The sequence below is a fragment of the Streptomyces sp. LBL genome (assembly GCF_029893585.1).
Taxonomy (GTDB): Bacteria; Actinomycetota; Actinomycetes; order Streptomycetales; family Streptomycetaceae; genus Streptomyces.
Map to the genome: position 1 here is coordinate 1 of NZ_JARXYX010000066.1, position 17,197 is coordinate 17,197.

A 17,197-nucleotide genomic window follows, 5' to 3' on the forward strand; every position below is an offset into this window, starting at 1 on the left:
ACGCCAACTTCGCCCGAGCACGGTTCACTTCATGTGCGTCCATACCCCCAACATGCCCCTAAACAGCACCGCGAGACAGACCTAACGGAGCCCTAGCCAAGTCGCGGGACGCATCCGATACCCCAGGGCGTCTGAGCCGCGTACTTGCGACCGTCGCCAGAGCAACGGATTCGACACCACGACACAGCAGGGAGTGAGTCATGAAGAGCCGGATTCGGGTTCGCACCGGTCGGCCTTGGCGCGCCGCGTGAAGACGGGGCGCTCATTCAGCTCGGCGGGCCGCTGAGCTGCAAGCACTTCCTGTTCCAGGGCTGAGGCCCGACCGACACCTGATGCAAACGAAGAGACAAAGGACAAGGACCGATGACAACAGATGCTCAGACCTCGCGGACCGTGGCAAAGAAGTTCGTGGAGCGCCTCGCAAAGCATGACCCCGACGGCATCCAGGAACTGTTCGCCGAGGAGATCGACTGGCACGTCCCCGGCAGTGACGCGCTGCCCTGGACCGGGCGCCGTACCCGCCGGGAGGAGGTCGCACCGTACTTCACCACGATGTGGTCGCAAGGAGTTCACCACACCGACGGCCATACACCTGACGGTCGAGGACGGCCGGATCGTTCGCCTGCACCAGTACGAGGACACCCTGACCGTCGCCGAGGCGTTCAACGCCGGCTGAGCAAAGAGTACTCAAGGGCCCCGCGGCCCGGATCCCGCGCGGCCCGACATGCACATCCGAAGGAGCAAGTAACGTGACCACCCCTGTCGTCTCCATCGCTTACCACTCCGGCTTCGGCCACACCGCCGTCCTCGCCGAGGCCGTCCGCGATGGGGTGACCACCGCCGGCGCCACCGCCCACCTGATCAACGTCGAGGAGATCTCCGAGGAGCAGTGGAACCTGCTCGACGCCTCGGACGCGATCGTCTTCGGCTCGCCCACCTACATGGGCACCGCCTCCGCCGTCTTCCACGCCTTCGCCGAGGCCAGCTCCAAGCGCTGGTTCACCCAGGCGTGGAAGGACAAGATCGCCGCAGGTTTCACCATCTCCGCGGGCAAGAGCGGCGACAAGCTCAACACCCTGCAGTACTTCACCGTGCTCGCCGCGCAGCACCACATGCACTGGGTCGGCCTCGGCCTGATGCCCGGCTGGAACACCTCCACGGCGTCCGAGAACGACCTCAACCGCCTCGGCTTCTTCCTCGGCGCCGCCGCCCAGAGCAACCAGGACCAGGGAGCCGAGGGCGTACACAAGGCCGACATCGCCACCGCCGCCGAGCTCGGCAAGCGCGTCGTCGAGGTCGCCCGCGTCTACGCCGCAGGCCGCACCGCCCTCGCCACCTGAGCGACCGACTCCGGGGCGGATGCGCGGCCCGGACGACGAGGTGGTGCTCGACGAAGCGCACCGGCAACTGCTCCGGACCGGGCAGCAGCACCGCAGACTCGCGATCAGCGACGCGCAGCGACGCCATCATGAGGCGGTCGCTTGGCCTTGATCAACAGAACCGTGGTTGGCGCTGAGATTGATCTTGAGCGATGGCGCCCTTCGGTACACCCCCTGGCTCCGACCGCGGGCTCAATGGAGCAGGCACAGTGTCGCCGGTCGGGCGCCTGTCCATGGGTGAGTGGGGCTGCCGCATGGACAGGCGTGAGAGTGGGCCTCAAGCCGCTTCGAGGAAGGGGTAGTCGGTGTAGCCCTCGGCGCCCGGCCCGTAGAACAGTTCCGGCCGCGCCCTGCCCTGACAGCCCCGGTAAGACGTCGGCGGCGACCAGCGCCCGTCGGCTACACCCTCGCCCACGGCGAATCACCAGAGGTGGACCTTCTCGCGGAAGCCTTCTCGCGGTAACTTACAGGGTACGAACGCGCCTTCCAACGTACCCGATATCGTCTTCCGGGGCGGTGAGGAGGCCGAAGCGTCGTCGCGCGCGGGCTGTCTCGCGTCGTCGGCGATGCCGACGGCAGACCGCCGGCGACTCTGCGGCGTCAACCGGCCTCGCCACCTCCACCCTCAACACCCTGAAAGAAGTGAAATGTCCGATATCCTCATCGACTACGACGTCGACGTGCCCATGTCCGACGGCACGATCCTGCGCGCGGACGTGTACCGGCCCGGAACAGGCCAAGGCCCCTGGCCCGTCCTGGTGCAGCGCAGCCCCTACGGCAAACGTGGGTTCATCACCAAGGATTTCATCGACGTGCTCAGCGTCGCGGCACACGGCTACATCGTGGTGCTGCAGGACACCCGCGGCCGCTTCGCATCGGAGGGCGCCTGGAAGCCGTTTGACTTCGAGGTCTCCGATGGCCGCGACACCGTCGAATGGGCCGCGAAGATTCCCGGCAGTAATGGGTTCGTCGGCATGTTCGGGATGAGCTACACCGGCAGCACACAGTGGACCGCCGCGATCTCCGGCGCACCCGCGCTGCGGGCCATCACGCCCGTGATGACGTGGTCGGAACCCCTGGACGGCATCCACCGGCGAGGCGGCGCGACCGAGTTGGGGCTCAACGCGCTCTGGACGCTGTTCACCGGTCCGAGTCACCTGCCGCGCCTGCATTCCGGTAGGGAATTGGGGGCGGCGTTCCACTCACTCGTCACCGACTTCGACGGGCTGCGGGATCGCGGCTACTGGGAACTCCCCACCGGAAAACTGCCGCTCATCGACCGCTACGGCGGTCCGGATATCGGCACCCAGGCCGCCGTGGCCGATCCCGGCGCGGATTTTCCGCACCGCGTCCGCGGCAAGCATCATGACATCGCTGTTCCCTCGCTCAGCGTCGCCGGCTGGTACGACGTCTTCCTGCAGGGCACGCTCGACAACCACGTCGACAACCTGGCAGCGGGCAACACCGCCAAGTTGGTGATCGGGCCCTGGACGCACCTCGGCCTGCACACCTCGGGTGGCGGCGTGAGCGGTGAGGTCAACTACGGCCTGAGCACCGCACCGACGAGCATGTTCGGCACATCCCTCACCGACCTGGAGGTGCGGTGGTTCGACCACTGGCTGAAGGGCCATGACACCGGCATGCTCGAGGAGCCACCGGTCAAGATCTTCGTGATGGGCGCGAACGTGTGGCGCGATGAGAACGAATGGCCGCTCAGCCGGGCCGTGGACACGCCGTGGTTCCTGCAGCCCGGCGGCGGCCTCGCGACCAGTGAACCGGCGCCCGAGCTGGGCGAGACGCCCGACGACTACACCTACGACCCCGCCGATCCGGTGATCACGCGCGGCGGCAACCTGTTCATGTCCCCCGAGTTCCCGGCGGGACCGTTCGACCAGGCCGCAGCGGAGGCCCGGGGCGATGTCCTGGTGTACACCAGCGAACCGCTCACCACCGACCTGGAGGTCACGGGCCGAATCCGCATGCGGCTGTACGCCGCCACCGACGCCCCGTCCACGGACTGGGTCGTGCGGCTGTGCGACGTCGACGAGAAGGGCGTGTCACGCAATCTCGCCGACGGCATCATCCGAATCCAGGCGGAACCCGATTCCGTCGGCGCCTACGACATAGACCTGTGGTCCACCAGCAATGTCTTCCTCGCCGGGCACCGCATCCGGGTGCACGTCACCTCGAGCAACTTCCCACGGTGGGACCGCAACCCCAACACCGGCGAACCCGCCCACGAGGCGACCACCTTCCGCACCGCCCACCAGGAGATCTTCCGCGACCACGTGCGACCGTCCCACATCATCTTGCCGGTGATCCCCCAGTGACCCGGCCTCGGTGATGCAGCTGTCACCGAGTGATCTCGTCGAAGATCGAGAAAGGGTGCGCCCCGGGCGCGGCGTCATGGGTGGCGCCTGCTGCATCTTCGACCGGACCGTTTCCCCTGGCTGAACGTCGCGGGCAGAGTGCTCATGGCCCGGATCGTGGAGAGTGTCAGAGAGCTAACGGTGCAGCTCCGGCCTGCGAAGATCCTTGACTTAGCGGCATTACCTCGCCCGCACGCGCTGCCGAACCCATGTTCGCGCCGAACATGGACCGTTGCTTGCCCTTCCCTCACGGCCCGGGGAGGGCGTCGGCAGCGACCAGCCCCCGTCGCCGTCACCGTCACCGTCACCTATGGCGAATCACCAGAGGTCGGTCCTCTCGTGGTAATTGACAGGGTACGAACGTACCTCTTAACGTACCCACATCCGGGGCAATGCCGCCAGCTCGACGAGGAGCACCGATGCAGCACCTGTACGAGATAGATGTCCGAGACCACCCCAGCCGCCTGGTCCTGCCGATCATCGACCGCAAGGCCCAGTCATGAGCGCCGCCGACCGGGTTGGCGAACTGACCGCGACCTTCTCGGCTCCCTCCCTCGAGGTGGCCAACCTGCTGTGCGACCGGCACCCCGCCGACCGCGTCGCGTTCACCCTCGTCGACAGCTACGGCAAGGCTTCCACGCTGACCTTCGGCGAGCTCGCCGCAAACTCGCACCGCTGCGCGCGGGCGCTGCAGGAGCTCGGCGTCGGTCCGGGTGACCGGGTGGCGACCCTGATGGGCAAGGGCACCGACCTGGTCACCGTCATCCTGGCGATCTGGCGGCTCGGCGCGGTCTACGTCCCGCTGTTCACCGCGTTCGCACCCCAGGCCATCGCCCTGCGTCTGGAGGGCGCCGGTGCGCACGTCGTGGTCGTCGACCCCGACCAGCGCCACAAACTCGACCCGGGCCCCGACATGCCGGACGACCCCCACCGCCGCATCGTCGTCACCGGAACCGGCACGTCGCACGGTGACCTGTCGCTGGCCGACCTCATCGCGGCCGCGTCACCGGAGCCAGTGCCCGCCGTCACCACCAGCGGGGACGGACCGCTGGTACACATGTTCACCTCCGGAACCACCGGCAAGCCCAAGGGCGTCATCCACCCCGTCTCCTACATCGCTGGATGGCAGATCTACCTGGAGTACGGCATCGGCGTCACCCCGGATAGCAGCTACTGGTGCGCCGCCGACCCCGGCTGGGCCTACGGGCTGTACTCCGCCATCGTCGCCCCCATGGCCGCCGGCATCTCTAGCCTCCTGCTGACCGGCGGATTCTCTGCCGAGACGACCTGGCGCACCCTCCTTGACCACCAGGTCACCGACTTCACCGCCGCCCCCACCGTCTACCGGGGGCTGCGCTCCTCGTCAGTGCCCGTGCCCGAGGGCCTGCGCCTGGAGCGGGCGTCCAGCGCGGGTGAGCCGCTGACCCCCGAGGTCAACGAGTGGGCCGGCGCCGCGCTCGGCCTGGCCGTGCACGACCACTTCGGCCAGACAGAGGTCGGCATGCCCCTGGCCAACCACCACCATCCCGAACTCGCCCGCCCGCTCAAGACGGGATCGATGGGCCGGCCGGTGCCCGGCTGGAGCCTCACGGTCCTGGCCGACGAGAAGGACGAGCCGGCCGGACCGGGCGTGCTCGGCCGGGTCGCGATCGACGTCGCGGCGAGCCCGCTGATGACGTTCCGCGACTACCAGATCCCCGGCCAGAGCACCTCCAAGTTCACCCCCGACGGCCGCTGGTACCTCACCGGCGACGCCGCGCGCATCGACGCGGACGGCGACTTCTTCTTCTCCTCCCGTGACGACGACGTCATCATCATGGCCGGTTACCGGATCGGGCCGTTCGAGATCGAGAGCGTCCTCGCCCAGCATCCCGCGGTCGCCGACTGCAGCGTGATCGGCGCACCCGACGACGTCCGCGGCGAGGTCATCGAGGCGTACGTGGTCCTCCGTGACGGCGGCGAGGGTTCGCCGGAACTGGCCACCGAGCTCCAGCAGTTGGTCAAGACCCGCTACGCCGCCCACGCCTACCCACGCACGATCCACTTCATCGACGCCCTCCCCAAGACACCCAGCGGCAAGACCCAGCGCTACCTGCTGCGCAAACGCCGACGCACCGAACTCACCACCCCGGAGTCACCTTGACCGACATGGAACCCCTGCTCGTCGAACAACGCGGCCCCGTCCGATGGCTGCTGCTCAACCGCCCCGAGCGACGCAACGCCCTCGATGTCACCCTGATAGAAGCCCTGGACAAGCAGATCACCAGCGCGGAGGCCGACCCCGACACCGCGGTCATCGCGGTGGCGGGCAACGGACCGAGCTTCTGCGCCGGCGGAGACTTCCACCAGTTCCTCGAACTCGACGACCGGGGCGAGAACCCGGTCGACTTCCTCACCGACGTATCCGCCTGCTTCAGCCGTATCGCGGCCAGCCCGAAACCATGGGTCGCCGTGCTGCACGGTCACGCCGTCGCCGGGGGTCTCGAACTCGCCCTGGCCTGCGATGTCGTCGTCGCCGCCGACACCACGCTCATCGGCGACGGCCACCTCCAGCGGCGCCTGGTACCGGCCGGCGGGTCAAGCGTGCGGCTGCCCGAGGCGGTCGGCCGGGGCCTGTCCCGCTGGCTCCTGCTCACCGGCGAACTGCTGCCCGCGACCGCCTTCGAGAACACCGGCTGGATCCGCTCGATCGTGCCCGAGACCGACCTCGAAGCCACCGCCACCCGCATCTGCCACCAGTTGGCCGACCGTCACAGCCCCGCTCAGCAACACCTCAAGACGCTGCTGCACCGGATCGACGGCATGGCCCCCGAGCAGGCCCTGCGCGAGGAACTGGACACCTTCGCCGACAACTGGCCGGCGAGCTCGGTGGCCGACGCCCTGCGGGACTTCCTCACTCCCACCGCAACGAAACTCGCTTCCCCCACCACGAAAGCCGACAACAAATGAATCGCTATCAGGGACGCGTCGTCGCCATCACCGGCGCCGCCCAGGGCCTCGGCCTCGCCATGGCGACCCGGTTCGCCGCGGAGGGCGCCACCGTCGCGCTGGCCGACGTCAACGAACAGGCCCTCGCCGGCGCCGCCAAGACCATCACCGACGCCCACGACACGAAACTCCGCACCGACGTGGTGGACGTGACCGACTCGGCCCAGGTCGACGCCTGGATCGATGGCGTCACCGGCGATCTCGGCCGCCTCGATGTCCTGGTCAACAACGCCGGCATCATCCGCGACAACCGCGTCGAGGACATCACCGACGACGACTGGCACGCCGTCATCGACGTCAGCCTCACCGGCGGCTTCCACTGCGCCCGCGCCGCCTTCGGCCCCATGAAACGCCAGGGCTACGGACGTATCGTCAGCTTCTCCTCCATGTCCTGGCGCGGGAACTTCGGCCAGACCAACTACGTGGCCGCCAAGGCCGGCATCGTCGGCATGACCCGCACCCTCGCACTCGAAGGCGCCCGCCACGGCATCACCGCCAACGCCATCGCCCCCGGCCTCATCGAGACCCCCATGCTCGCCTCCATGAACGGCCCCGCCCGCGACAAACTCACCAACAAGATCCCCATGCGCCACACCGGCCGACCCGAGGACATCGCCGAAGCCGCCGCCTTCCTCGCCAGCGAGGCCGCCGGCTACATCACCGGCATCGTCCTCGACGTCGACGGCGGCATCTCCATCGGATCCTCCATCCGGTAACCGCTAGCCTGGGCGAGCAGGTGTTCATCCACAGCAATCGACCGTCGTCCGGCCCAGCCACACTGACCGGCCCGCAGTGACAACGCCCTGATCGCCGATATCACCCCATTCGCCGGGCCGTCGTCACCGCGACGGCGGCAACGTGGGCGATCAAACCCTGTCGGGGCAAACACCCACGCCTGCCCAGTGCGAGCGATCGTCGAAGACAGCCTCACCGCCGACACGGTTCGCCGTTGTGCACGCACGCCCTTGTTTTATGGCCCTTAAACCGGGCGGCGCGTCCCGAACAGTTCCTCCGCCCTTGCGTGAACATCACCCCGGGGACTCAGTGTGGGTACGTTAAGCGGTACGCTCGTACCCATACGCCAGAGGCGGGTCGGTGTTCCGGCCCGTAACTACTCCCCGCTTCCGGGCGGGGACGCTCAGGGGAGACTGCTGCGGTGACGGCCCAAACTGACTCGCGTGACCGACGTCCGCGCCGAACGGCCCGCAGGCGCGTTGTCGATACTGGTCGGCGGGAGGAACTGCTGCGTCAGGCCGAGGCGATCATCCTGGCCGAAGGCTTCACCTCTGTGACCATGGATGAGCTCGCCCAGCGACTGGGCTGCTCCAAGGCGACGCTGTACAGTCTCGCCTCCACGAAGGAACAGCTGGTGCTGGCGGTCACCCGTGCCTTCTTCCGGGACGCGACGGCCGAGATCGAGCAGGCAGTCCAGGCCGAGCCCGACGCCAGGCAGCGCATCCGGGTCTACCTCACCGGCGTCGGCACCGCCATGCGCCGCCACTCCCACGCCTTCTACGACGACATGGTCGGCTACGAACCGACCGCACAGATCTACCGCAAGAACTCCGCCGCCGCCGCGCACCGAGTCCACGAACTCATCGAGGAGGGCGTGCAGAGCGGCGTCTTCCGCGCACTCAACGGACACTTCGCCGCCCAGGTCGTGGCAGTCACCATCGACGCCGTCCAGTCGGGGGTCCTCCTGGAGAGGACCGGCCTGACCGCCGGCGACGCCTTCTCCGAGCTCGGGGACCTCCTGCTGGACGGACTCAGCGCGGGACAGGGCGCTTTCGCGCCCTCTTCCACAGCTGGCCGCTCGCCCGGGGGCCAGGTCTCGACACCCAGGTAAAGCGCGGAGAAGAGGGGTGCACGGATCGTCTCTGACCGAGTGCACGACAGGTGCGACGCCTGCGCCCACTCTGGATACATGCGTCGGGCTCTCGCCAGAAAGGCGGGGGTCAAGACGCCGTCTCGCGCGAGCGGTACGCCCCTCCCCGCACCGACCGCTCCGGTAGTGGCCTCCTGGTTCGCGGCGGTGAGGATCCCGCGCCCCGATGTCGGCGGCGGCCTGTTCGATCACGGGCACCAGTCGATGCACACAGCCGTATCCGCACTGTCAGCCCGGGCGCAGAGCACCGGTGCTCTCCGATCCGTCCTCGACGTGTCGGACTGAGCTGCGAAGCCGCCTCTCACAACGCCTTCCCCAGAGAAGATGCGGCCGCGGCAGCGATGCCGCGAGGGGCGGGGTGCGAGGTCCGCCCCCTGACGGGACTGAAGCATGACCAGGTCGGGACGCGCGAGGGGGATCCTGCACCGTCCGGCTTCTGTTCCGCGACCAGGTACCCCGGCAGCGTCGCGCCGTGAGGGCCAGGCCCCCGTGCTTCGGGCGGCGTCGGCTCGACTGGGGGATACAGCGTCACTCTGCTACATCTTTGCTGATCCGCACGCCAGACACCTCCGAGGCTGTGCCGGGTCAGGGTGGTGAGGGCATGGCGCGGGTGGGCAGGGGGACGACGGTGCCGCCGCCACGCAAGGCGTTGTTTTCGAGGGCCAGCTGCCGGATGGCCTCCTCGTACAAGGCGAGGGTGCGGCGCAAGTCGGTGTTCTCTCGGCGGAGTCGGCTCAGGTTGGCTTCCGCGCGCGCATTGGGGGCGGGGGACGGGGTGGTCGCGGACTGCGGGATGCGGGGCCGGAAGTGCGTGTCGATCAGGTCCGCGTAGTGCCGGTGGAAGGTGGCGTGCGGGATGTCCAGGAACCGTTCGACCGCGGTCACGGTGGGGCGCCGTCCGCGGGCGGCGGCCTCGGCAAGGACGGTGTCGATGGCGGCTTTGACGGTGTCGGTGTCGGGCAGCGCGCGTTTCACTCGGCGATCTCCGGGGTGTGGCGGGTGAGGAACGCGGCGGTGGCACGGTGCTGTTCCTCAAGGCGGTGACGGACGTAGGGGGCTAAACGGTCACCGGCGGCCAGTGTGTCCTCCAGCCGGAGGAGGTGATCGGCAAGGGCCTGCCGGTTATCGGATGTCAGGGCGGCGTTGCGGCAGGCTTGCGGCTGGCAGTCGGCCATGACGGGCTGATCGGCGGAAGCCTCGGGGCTGCGGCACAGGGCGCGGTCGGGGTTGTAGACGCAGGTGACGAAGGTCCCCAGGTACAGGTGCGGGTCGTGGCGGGCCACGATGCGGCGCAGGCGGGCTTCGTCAGTGACGACCTGGCCATCGAAGACGGTGTGCCGGGCGAACTCGGCGAGCCGGGCTTCGGCTTCGGCGCCGGCCGGTCCTGAAAGCGTCGGGCGGACTTCGTCGGCGCCCATCTCGGCGAGGAGCTGGCCCCGGGCGAGGGCTTGCTCGGCTTCGACCTCATCGCGGAAGCCGGAGTCGCTGGTGCCGGCGTAGCCCTCGAACATTTGAATGCACTGGTGGCGGTATTGCAGGGCTCCCGCGATGGCTCCGCCGGGGCGGCGGGCGATGAACCAGGCCAGGGTCCGCCGGAACTGGCGCGTGGTCAGCCGAGGCAGCCGGCCTCGTTCCAGGGGGATCCCGTCGGGGCGGCTGCGGTCGCCGCAGTAGGTGGTGATCCAGGAGATCAGGAAGGCGATGTCCTTGTTGGTGGTGTTGCTGTTGGGCACCGGGAATGTGCTGCGGCGGCGGGTGCTGGGTGCTGGGGCGAGCAAGTAGGGCTGGTCCTGGGGCTGGAAGCGTTCGAGGACGGCGATGGCCCGGGCTACGGGGGCGGTGACGATCCAGGTGGCCTCCGCGCCGTGGACGTCTTCGCCCTTGAAGGCGAGGCTGGCCAGCCGGTGCCGGTAGACGTGCCCGTCGGGTGCCTGCTGGACGCTCAGGCATCCGCGCTTAAGGTGCTTGATTACTGGCGGGAGGGAGTTATCTCTACCGTGCACTATTCCTGCTCTCTCCCTCCTACGTTGGGGGCGAAGAAGGGCGGTGTGCCCGCGGTTGCCCTCTCAGCCGTCCAGAACGACCGCTGCTGCCCGTGAGGCCGTCACTGCCGGCTTGGGGCCAGTGATCGCCGCCAGAGGGATCGCGTGCGGAGTCACATGACGATGGCCTCTGCAGTATCGGTGCCGCCAGCATCCCCAACCAGGATCTTGCGAACGCAACGTCTGTAGGGCTCGATGCGTGTGGCAGCCGCCGATGTAGCTGATCGGCCACAGCTGCCCGAACCATCCGATAGCGTATCGGCCGTGATCACGGGCGAGCTCAAGAGCAAGCTGGAACGCGTCTGGGATGCGTTTTGGTCCGGTGGGATCTCGAACCCGCTGGAGGTGACAGAGCAGATCACATACCTGCTCTTCATCAAGCGGTTGGACGAGATCCAGACGCGTAAGGACAACCGGGCAAACCATTCGGGCAAGCCAGATCCGGACCCACTCTTCACTGAGGAGCAACAGGGACTGCGCTGGCAGAACTTCAAGTCCCGCGACCCCGAGGTCATGTACGGCATCGTCGAGCAAGGGGTCTTCCCCTATCTCCGCGCGATGGGTGGAGACGGCTCCACTTACTCCCACCACATGCGCGACGCTCGTTTCACCATCCCGGGCCCCAACCTGCTCGCCAAGGTCGTCGACCTGCTGGACACCATCTCGACGGAGTCGAGTGACGCCGCGGGCGACATCTACGAGTACCTGCTAGCGAAGATCGTCACAGTCGGCCAGAACGGCCAGTTCCGCACGCCGCGTCACATCGTCGAGCTGATGGTCGAGATGACTCAGCCGAAGCCGGGCGACGAGGTCTGCGATCCAGCATGCGGCACGGCCGGCTTCCTGGTCCAGACGGCGTCGTACGTGAAGCGCAAGCACGCAACGGCGCTCCTGGACGTGGAACAGCAAGCACACTTCCACGCGAGCATGTTTCACGGCTTCGACTTCGACTCCACAATGCTACGCATCGGTTCGATGAACATGTTGCTGCACGGCATTGAAAATCCGGACATTCGCTACCGCGACTCGCTCGCAGAGTCGGCAGCGGGCGACGCGGAACGCTACTCACTGATCTTGGCAAACCCGCCATTCGCCGGCAGTCTGGACTACGAGTCGACTGTGGCGGACCTGCTGCGCGTGGTGAAGACCAAGAAGACAGAACTTCTTTTCCTGGCCTTGTACTTGCAGCTCCTCAAGCCCGGTGGCCGCGCGGCGGTCATCGTTCCGGTCGGTGTCCTTTTCGGTTCGACGAAGGCGCACAAAGAACTGCGCCGGGTACTGGTCGAGGACCACAAACTGGACGGCGTGGTGAAGCTCCCGAGCGGGGCCTTCAAGCCGTACGCGGGAGTCTCGACTGCGATCTTGCTGTTCACCCGCACGGGTAGCGGAGGCACAGACAACGTCTGGTTCTACGACGTCCAAGCGGACGGCTTCAGCCTCGACGACAGGCGTACCCCGCTCCTCCCGGAGGATCGCCTGGGCGTTCGGCCTGCGGCTGGCTCCTTGTCAGAGGAGGAACACACCAAAAACAACCTCCCGGATGTGCTCGCTCGCTGGTTCGACCGCAGCAGCTCTGAGCGTAACCGTGAGCGTACGGAACAGAGTTTCTGCGTCCCGAAGTCGGACATCGTCGCCCAGAACTACGACCTGAGCCTGAATCGATATGCCGAGCGGCCTCGATACCTCACGGCTGGCAGGCGCGTAACCATGGCTGATCTTCTTGGCGCTGGTCTACTTGCAGAAGGTACGCAGCTGACCTTCGAACATACAGGGGCGAGCTACTCCGCCAGACTGACGGCTGAGGGGCGGCTCGAACTCGCTGGCGGCCAACAGTTTCCTTCCCCCAACCGGGCAGCGGCTGCAGCGGCGGGTGACAGGGCTATTGATGGGTGGCAGGCGTGGGCTCTGCAGGACGGCACAACGCTTGACCGGCTGCGCCAGCAATTCCTGAACACGCCAGCCATGGGTGTCCCGAGCCCCGCCAGCACTGCCGAACTGGCCAACGACAGACCGGGCTCATCACCCAACTCTGATGCGTCTCCTCCGCCCGTCACCGCGCAAGGAAATCGTGTAACACAGAACGCCGAAACCGCAAAGGACTCCGACCAGATTCAATCGGTCAACGAACCGGCCCGAGACGAAGACAAGGATGCACCCGTGGTCGGCCTGACGGTTGGAGACTTGCCCTCCGCTCTCGGCGGTGTCGTCTACGTGTCCCGGTCCGCAACATTCGATGAAGCCATCACCCGGATGGTGATAAACGACTACTCTCAGCTCCCTGTCCTGTCAGGGCGTAAGCTCGACGGGGCCGTGACGTGGCAATCAATCGCGCGGGCGCGCCACGCCAATCACAATCCACCGTTCCACCGAGCGATAACCCCCGCCCGCGAAGTCTCTTACAACCAAGACCTCATTGACATCGTGCCGATGCTCACTGAATTCGAATTCATCCTTGTCCGAAACCAGAGGAATGAAATCGCGGGCATCGTAACTGCGAGCGACGTGGCAGCTGCCTACGGAGCCATGGCCGCCCCATTCTTCCTTATCGGTGAATTAGATCAACGGCTGCGTCAGGTACTCGCTTCTTCTGTCGAGTTTCCTGAAGTTCAGGGCCTGTGCGATCCGGAGGGCGACCGGAACATCAAGGGATTCAATGACCTGTCGATCGGGGACTATCAGCGCGTCCTGGAGAATAAGGAGGCATGGGAGAGGGTCGGCTGGTCATTGGATCGAAAGATCTTCATCGAGCGCCTCGCCGAAGTGCGCCAAATCAGGAACGATCTCATGCATTTCAATCCCAAACCGTTGCCTGACAACTGCACTCACATGATACGACACATGATAAACGTGCTACGGGAGTATGGAAACTGATCCGTAGAGTAGAAATTGGGCATGTGGCACGTGACGGATCCTCGGTGGCATGCCCCGCCGTCAGCATTTCAGCGTCACCGGTCCTCGGCGCGTGCGGCGACGTACTCGGCCCAGTCGCGTCGAGCGTAGGCGACCCAGCGGAGTGCGGTGTGCCGGTGCATCCCGGTCACGTCGGCGAGGATCGGGCTGGGTAGATCAGCAGCGAGGGCGGCCAGCGCCGCGTTGCGAGCGGTGCGAACCGGGATGTCGTACCGGTTGAGTTTCTGGGTCATGCCGTGTGTGGAGATCGGCTTTCCGGGGACCATGCCCGGGAAGAGCCATTGAGGGCCGGGGTGTACTCGTGAGAGCTGGGGTCGCAGCAGAGGTTGTTCGACGAGGTGCCGCAGGAGCTCGGCGAGTCGTGGGGGCAGCAGGACAGGGTGTCGGCCCAGGACCAGGTGGGCGTGCTTGTCGCCGAACTTGAGGTGCTCGGGAGTCAGATGGCAGAGGCGTTCGGCGGACGGGCCGAACAGCAGGGTGATCGCGCCGGCGGCACGGACGTCCGCAGGCAGGGCATCGTCGGTCAGGCAGCGCTGGAGGAGTGGCCACCGGTCGTCCTCGTCGAGCAGGTTCTGGGGCTCCTGGCTCGGGATGGAGGGGACGGTCAGCTCGCGGGTGAGCCGACGGCTCGTGGTCCATTTCAGGAAGTGTCGGATCAAGTAGCGGCGTTGGCTGGTGGCTCCGGTGATCCAGTCGTCGATGTCCTCCTGGGCGAGGTCGGCGAGGATCAAGCTTCGTTGGTCCATCCAGGCCAGGAAGTCCAGGGCGACGCTGACACGGCGCCGCAGGTCGCGGTCGGCGGAGGCGGGATGGTGCCGGATGGCGGCCCGTTGGCGTGCTCGCCGAAGCAGAAACCAGTGCAGGAACGGGCGGGCAAGCTTGGCGTGCGCGTCCGGCTTGTCCGCGAGTTCGTGCTCTAGCCAGCCGGGGATGCGTTCGAGGTCCTCATGACGCTCGTCCAACACGTCGGTGTGTACCAGGAGTTGCCGGATGTAGCGCTGGTTCCGGCTGGGCGGGAGTTCGTCCAGCAGCTCGTGGCTCAGGGTCTGGCCTTCGGTCGCGAGCTGGGCGAGGAGCCTGGTGTTCGGGCTCTCCTTGATCCACTGGATGGCGGGGAAGGGCGAAGGGAGGGACGCTAGCGCGGCCGCGAGCGGTTCCAGTTGCGGAACGAGGGTGCCGTCCGGCCCGGCCAACAGGGCGTTGACCCGCTCGGCGAGTACGCAGTGAGCGCATCGGCCGCGGCTGTGGGGGTTGCCGGCCCTGCCGCACTGTGTGCAGGTGTAGTCGGTGGCGAAGCCGACACAGGGTCCGCAGAGGCCGGCGCCGTCGTCGTCCCGCGCGATCAGTGGCTGGACCGTGCCGCAGCGGGGACACTCGGCTGGGGATCGGAGCACGGCGGTGTAGCAGACTTGGCAGACGGCCCCGATCGGCCATCGGGTGTTGACCGGCTTGGTCTGGCCGCAACGGGCGCACGGCTCGCCGGTGCGGTGACGCTGGTAGCAGGTAGCGCAGATCGGCTGGCCTTGCTCGTCGCGGCTGACGCAGGGGCGGCCCCGGTTGCACAGTGAGCAGATCGCCTCGGGGCCCTGGTAGCAGCCGTCGCAGAGGTCCGGCTGTCCGTCGCGCGCGTTGCAGGCGATGCGCTTGAGCTGCCCGCACCGACCACAGAGCCGTCGTGGTCGGCGGTGGCGGTTGTAGCAGAGATGGCACAGTGCGCCGTCGGCGTCAACGAGGGCAGCGGCTGCGGACTTTCCGCAGCTCACGCAGGTGTGTATCGGGCGTTCCCAGCACTTCATGCACAGCCCTCGGCCGTCGTCGCGTCGCACCACCGGGTGTCGGAGTTGGCCGCAGTCGGCGCACTCCTCGAACGTGGCGGGGTCCGCGCGGTAGCAGCGGTGACAGATCGGGCCCTCTGGGCGCCGGGCAGTGACGCGCTGGCCTTCACGGTGGCAGCGTGCGCAGGTTTCGCGCTTGCGGCTTCGTGCGTCGCATGAACCGCAGAGCCGCCCTTCGGGACGGAGTTGCCGCAGGTCAGAACGAATCTTCCCGCAGTGTGCGCATCCGGGGCGAATGACTGGATGTCCGGCTTCGTGCAGTACCTCGGCCAGCCGCAGCAGAACCGGTGGGCACAGAGAACTGCCCGAGGTCAGGGCGTCGGGGTGCGTGGCCATGTGCTCGGCCAGCTCCTCCAGGAACCGGGCGGCTCCGCGGACAGGGATCGGCACTGCAGCCTCCAACACCGCGTTCGCGTCGGCGGTGCTGAGGGTCGGCAGAGCCTTGGTGACCTGGCCCACGGCAACGTTCGTGGCGGCTTCCGTCCGCGCCGTCTGCGCGGCGAGTCGGGCGACGACCGACGGGGCGGTCACAGGCCCTCCGGTCGCCGGATCGAGGTCCGGCGCACGGCCGGAAGCGGCCCAGGCGTTTCGCCGCCGGCGGTCTTGCGTACCTCTTCGTTGACGACCTGGACCTCGATGAGGTCGTTGGGTTGGCAGTCGAGGATGTCGCACAGAGCCGCGAGGGTGTCCATCGACATCCGCTGTGGCGGCTGCGTGACCAGGCGGAAGACCTGCTCGCGCGAGAGCGTGACGCCCCGCTCGGCCAGCAGTGGCACCAGGTCGGTGGTCTGGAACATCTCCCGGTCGGCCATGAGCTTGCGCAGGTTCCAGCGGTAGCCCATCTTCTTGATCACTTCAGGTCCTCCCAGATGCCCGGGTAACGCTGGCCCAACTTCTTGTGCACCAGCCGGTTGCGGTACTCGTCCGAGACGCCGGTATAGAGGGCCGTCGTGCTGGCGTAGCCGTGACCGGCCTGGTCCTGGATGAACCGTTCCGGGTAATCAAATTCGGTCAAATGCGTGATGTAAGAATGTCTCAGGCAGTGCAATTCGAGTTCTTCGGGCAGGTCGGCGACCTGCTTGGCAGCCTCGAAGGCTTCGTTCGCCGACCGGCGCGACAGGCGCCCGGAGCGTTCGGTGACCCAGATGGCGGGGTGCTTGCCCACCCCGAAGCGAGGTCGGACCTCGGTCAGGTAGTGGTCGAGGTCCTCGACGATCCAGTCCATCTCGGGGACGGTAAAGATGGTCGGCGCTTGGGCGGGCTCCCCTTGGAGGACTTACCCCAGCGTACGAACACCGCCCCGTGGCGCTTGTACTGCGGAGCCTTCGGATTGCGCCTCAGGTCGGCGATGTCCAGGCCGACGTTCTCTCGGCGCCGCATGCCGTAGGCGTAGTAGGTCTTGAGCAGGGCGGAGTCGCGCATCGCGGTCAACGCACCCTTACGGCCGCGCTTCCGGATCTCCTCGACCCGCCCGTCGGCGGCGTCGAACAGATCCTGGATCTCGTCATAGGTTAGTGGCCGGCGGCTCGGGTCGCCCTCGTACTCGCTGACATGGGTGACGGTGTTCCACTCGTGCAGAATCTGGACCGGCACCTCACCGAAGCGTTCCTGGCAGACGGACATCCAGCCATAGCGCGGATCGGTGATGAATTCGCAGAACAGCCGCAGGTGGTTCTGGTAGTTCCGACCGCTTGACCCTGGATCCACCGCGCGGTAGCCGGTCTGTGGATGACGTAATGAGAAGAGGTGCCCGCTGACCTGGGATGATGGGAGTTCCTACGCCCTCATC

Annotated in this window: 15 protein-coding genes; 8 read left to right on the forward strand and 7 right to left on the reverse strand. The window is 67.1% G+C overall.

Annotated features, from left to right (window positions below; all coding sequences use genetic code 11):
- Positions 1-363 precede the first annotated feature (363 nt).
- Both M2271_RS41875 and M2271_RS41880 read left to right on the forward strand, forming a co-directional pair.
- A complete protein-coding gene (locus M2271_RS41875; RefSeq protein ID WP_280892721.1) occupies positions 364-753 on the forward strand; it encodes a nuclear transport factor 2 family protein in 390 nt (129 codons plus the stop codon).
- Positions 750-1,340 carry a flavodoxin family protein gene (locus tag M2271_RS41880; RefSeq protein ID WP_280892722.1) on the forward strand — a complete coding sequence of 197 codons (591 nt, stop codon included), beginning with the start codon at positions 750-752 and terminating at the stop codon, positions 1,338-1,340. The genes M2271_RS41875 and M2271_RS41880 overlap by 4 nt, the downstream gene beginning before the upstream one ends.
- 316 nt (positions 1,341-1,656) lie before the next feature.
- On the opposite strand, the gene M2271_RS41885 is transcribed toward M2271_RS41880, so the two are convergent.
- Positions 1,657-1,794 carry a hypothetical protein gene (locus tag M2271_RS41885; RefSeq protein WP_280892723.1) on the reverse strand — a complete coding sequence of 46 codons (138 nt, stop codon included), beginning with the start codon at positions 1,792-1,794 and terminating at the stop codon, positions 1,657-1,659.
- Between the two features lie 232 nt (positions 1,795-2,026).
- On the opposite strand from M2271_RS41885, the gene M2271_RS41890 reads away from it, so the two are divergent.
- The 5 genes from M2271_RS41890 (at position 2,027) to M2271_RS41910 (ending at position 8,582) form a co-directional block, all read left to right on the forward strand.
- Positions 2,027-3,709, forward strand: a complete 1,683-nt coding sequence (locus tag M2271_RS41890) for a CocE/NonD family hydrolase (protein WP_280892724.1) — start codon at positions 2,027-2,029, stop codon at positions 3,707-3,709.
- Between the two features lie 538 nt (positions 3,710-4,247).
- Positions 4,248-5,891, forward strand: a complete 1,644-nt coding sequence (locus M2271_RS41895) for an AMP-binding protein (RefSeq protein ID WP_280892725.1) — start codon at positions 4,248-4,250, stop codon at positions 5,889-5,891.
- Between the two features lie 5 nt (positions 5,892-5,896).
- Positions 5,897-6,697, forward strand: coding sequence for an enoyl-CoA hydratase/isomerase family protein (locus tag M2271_RS41900; RefSeq protein ID WP_280892726.1), 801 nt, complete (start codon positions 5,897-5,899; stop codon positions 6,695-6,697).
- Positions 6,694-7,452 carry an SDR family NAD(P)-dependent oxidoreductase gene (locus tag M2271_RS41905; RefSeq protein WP_280892727.1) on the forward strand — a complete coding sequence of 253 codons (759 nt, stop codon included), beginning with the start codon at positions 6,694-6,696 and terminating at the stop codon, positions 7,450-7,452. Before M2271_RS41900 ends, M2271_RS41905 begins: the two co-directional genes overlap by 4 nt.
- A 440-nt stretch (positions 7,453-7,892) precedes the next feature.
- Positions 7,893-8,582: a TetR/AcrR family transcriptional regulator gene (locus M2271_RS41910; RefSeq protein WP_280892728.1), complete on the forward strand. Its 690-nt coding sequence runs from the start codon at positions 7,893-7,895 to the stop codon at positions 8,580-8,582.
- A gap of 624 nt (positions 8,583-9,206) precedes the next feature.
- On the opposite strand, the gene M2271_RS41915 is transcribed toward M2271_RS41910, so the two are convergent.
- Entirely contained in the window at positions 9,207-9,596 is a 390-nt protein-coding gene (locus M2271_RS41915; protein ID WP_280892729.1) for a hypothetical protein, read from the reverse strand.
- A complete protein-coding gene (locus M2271_RS41920) occupies positions 9,593-10,624 on the reverse strand; it encodes a hypothetical protein (protein WP_280892730.1) in 1,032 nt (343 codons plus the stop codon). The genes M2271_RS41915 and M2271_RS41920 overlap by 4 nt, the downstream gene beginning before the upstream one ends.
- Before the next feature lie 303 nt (positions 10,625-10,927).
- On the opposite strand from M2271_RS41920, the gene M2271_RS41925 reads away from it, so the two are divergent.
- Complete coding sequence (locus M2271_RS41925; RefSeq protein ID WP_280892731.1) at positions 10,928-13,534, forward strand: N-6 DNA methylase; 2,607 nt, start codon at positions 10,928-10,930, stop codon at positions 13,532-13,534.
- A 74-nt stretch (positions 13,535-13,608) separates the two neighbouring features.
- On the opposite strand, the gene M2271_RS41930 is transcribed toward M2271_RS41925, so the two are convergent.
- From M2271_RS41930 to M2271_RS42690, 4 genes are read right to left on the reverse strand one after another with little or no spacing between them, the layout of a single operon-like run.
- Entirely contained in the window at positions 13,609-15,939 is a 2,331-nt protein-coding gene (locus M2271_RS41930) for an XRE family transcriptional regulator (RefSeq protein WP_280892732.1), read from the reverse strand.
- On the reverse strand, positions 15,936-16,262 hold the full coding sequence (locus M2271_RS41935; RefSeq protein ID WP_280892733.1) for a helix-turn-helix transcriptional regulator: 327 nt from the start codon (positions 16,260-16,262) through the stop codon (positions 15,936-15,938). The genes M2271_RS41930 and M2271_RS41935 overlap by 4 nt, the downstream gene beginning before the upstream one ends.
- Positions 16,259-16,633: a tyrosine-type recombinase/integrase gene (locus tag M2271_RS42685; RefSeq protein ID WP_348539237.1), complete on the reverse strand. Its 375-nt coding sequence runs from the start codon at positions 16,631-16,633 to the stop codon at positions 16,259-16,261. Before M2271_RS42685 ends, M2271_RS41935 begins: the two co-directional genes overlap by 4 nt.
- Entirely contained in the window at positions 16,597-17,031 is a 435-nt protein-coding gene (locus M2271_RS42690; RefSeq protein WP_348539238.1) for a hypothetical protein, read from the reverse strand. Before M2271_RS42690 ends, M2271_RS42685 begins: the two co-directional genes overlap by 37 nt.
- Positions 17,032-17,197 lie beyond the last annotated feature (166 nt).

Excerpts from the sequence above, each read along its gene's own strand:
- M2271_RS41875 (WP_280892721.1), top strand. The coding sequence starts at position 364 with ATGACAACAGATGCTCAGACCTCGCGGACCGTGGCAAAGAAGTTCGTG.
- M2271_RS41890 (WP_280892724.1), top strand. The coding sequence starts at position 2,027 with ATGTCCGATATCCTCATCGACTACGACGTCGACGTGCCCATGTCCGAC.
- M2271_RS41895 (WP_280892725.1), top strand. The coding sequence starts at position 4,248 with ATGAGCGCCGCCGACCGGGTTGGCGAACTGACCGCGACCTTCTCGGCT.
- M2271_RS41900 (WP_280892726.1), top strand. The coding sequence starts at position 5,897 with ATGGAACCCCTGCTCGTCGAACAACGCGGCCCCGTCCGATGGCTGCTG.
- M2271_RS41905 (WP_280892727.1), top strand. The coding sequence starts at position 6,694 with ATGAATCGCTATCAGGGACGCGTCGTCGCCATCACCGGCGCCGCCCAG.
- M2271_RS42685 (WP_348539237.1), bottom strand. The coding sequence starts at position 16,633 with ATGGACTGGATCGTCGAGGACCTCGACCACTACCTGACCGAGGTCCGA.
- M2271_RS42690 (WP_348539238.1), bottom strand. The coding sequence starts at position 17,031 with ATGTCCGTCTGCCAGGAACGCTTCGGTGAGGTGCCGGTCCAGATTCTG.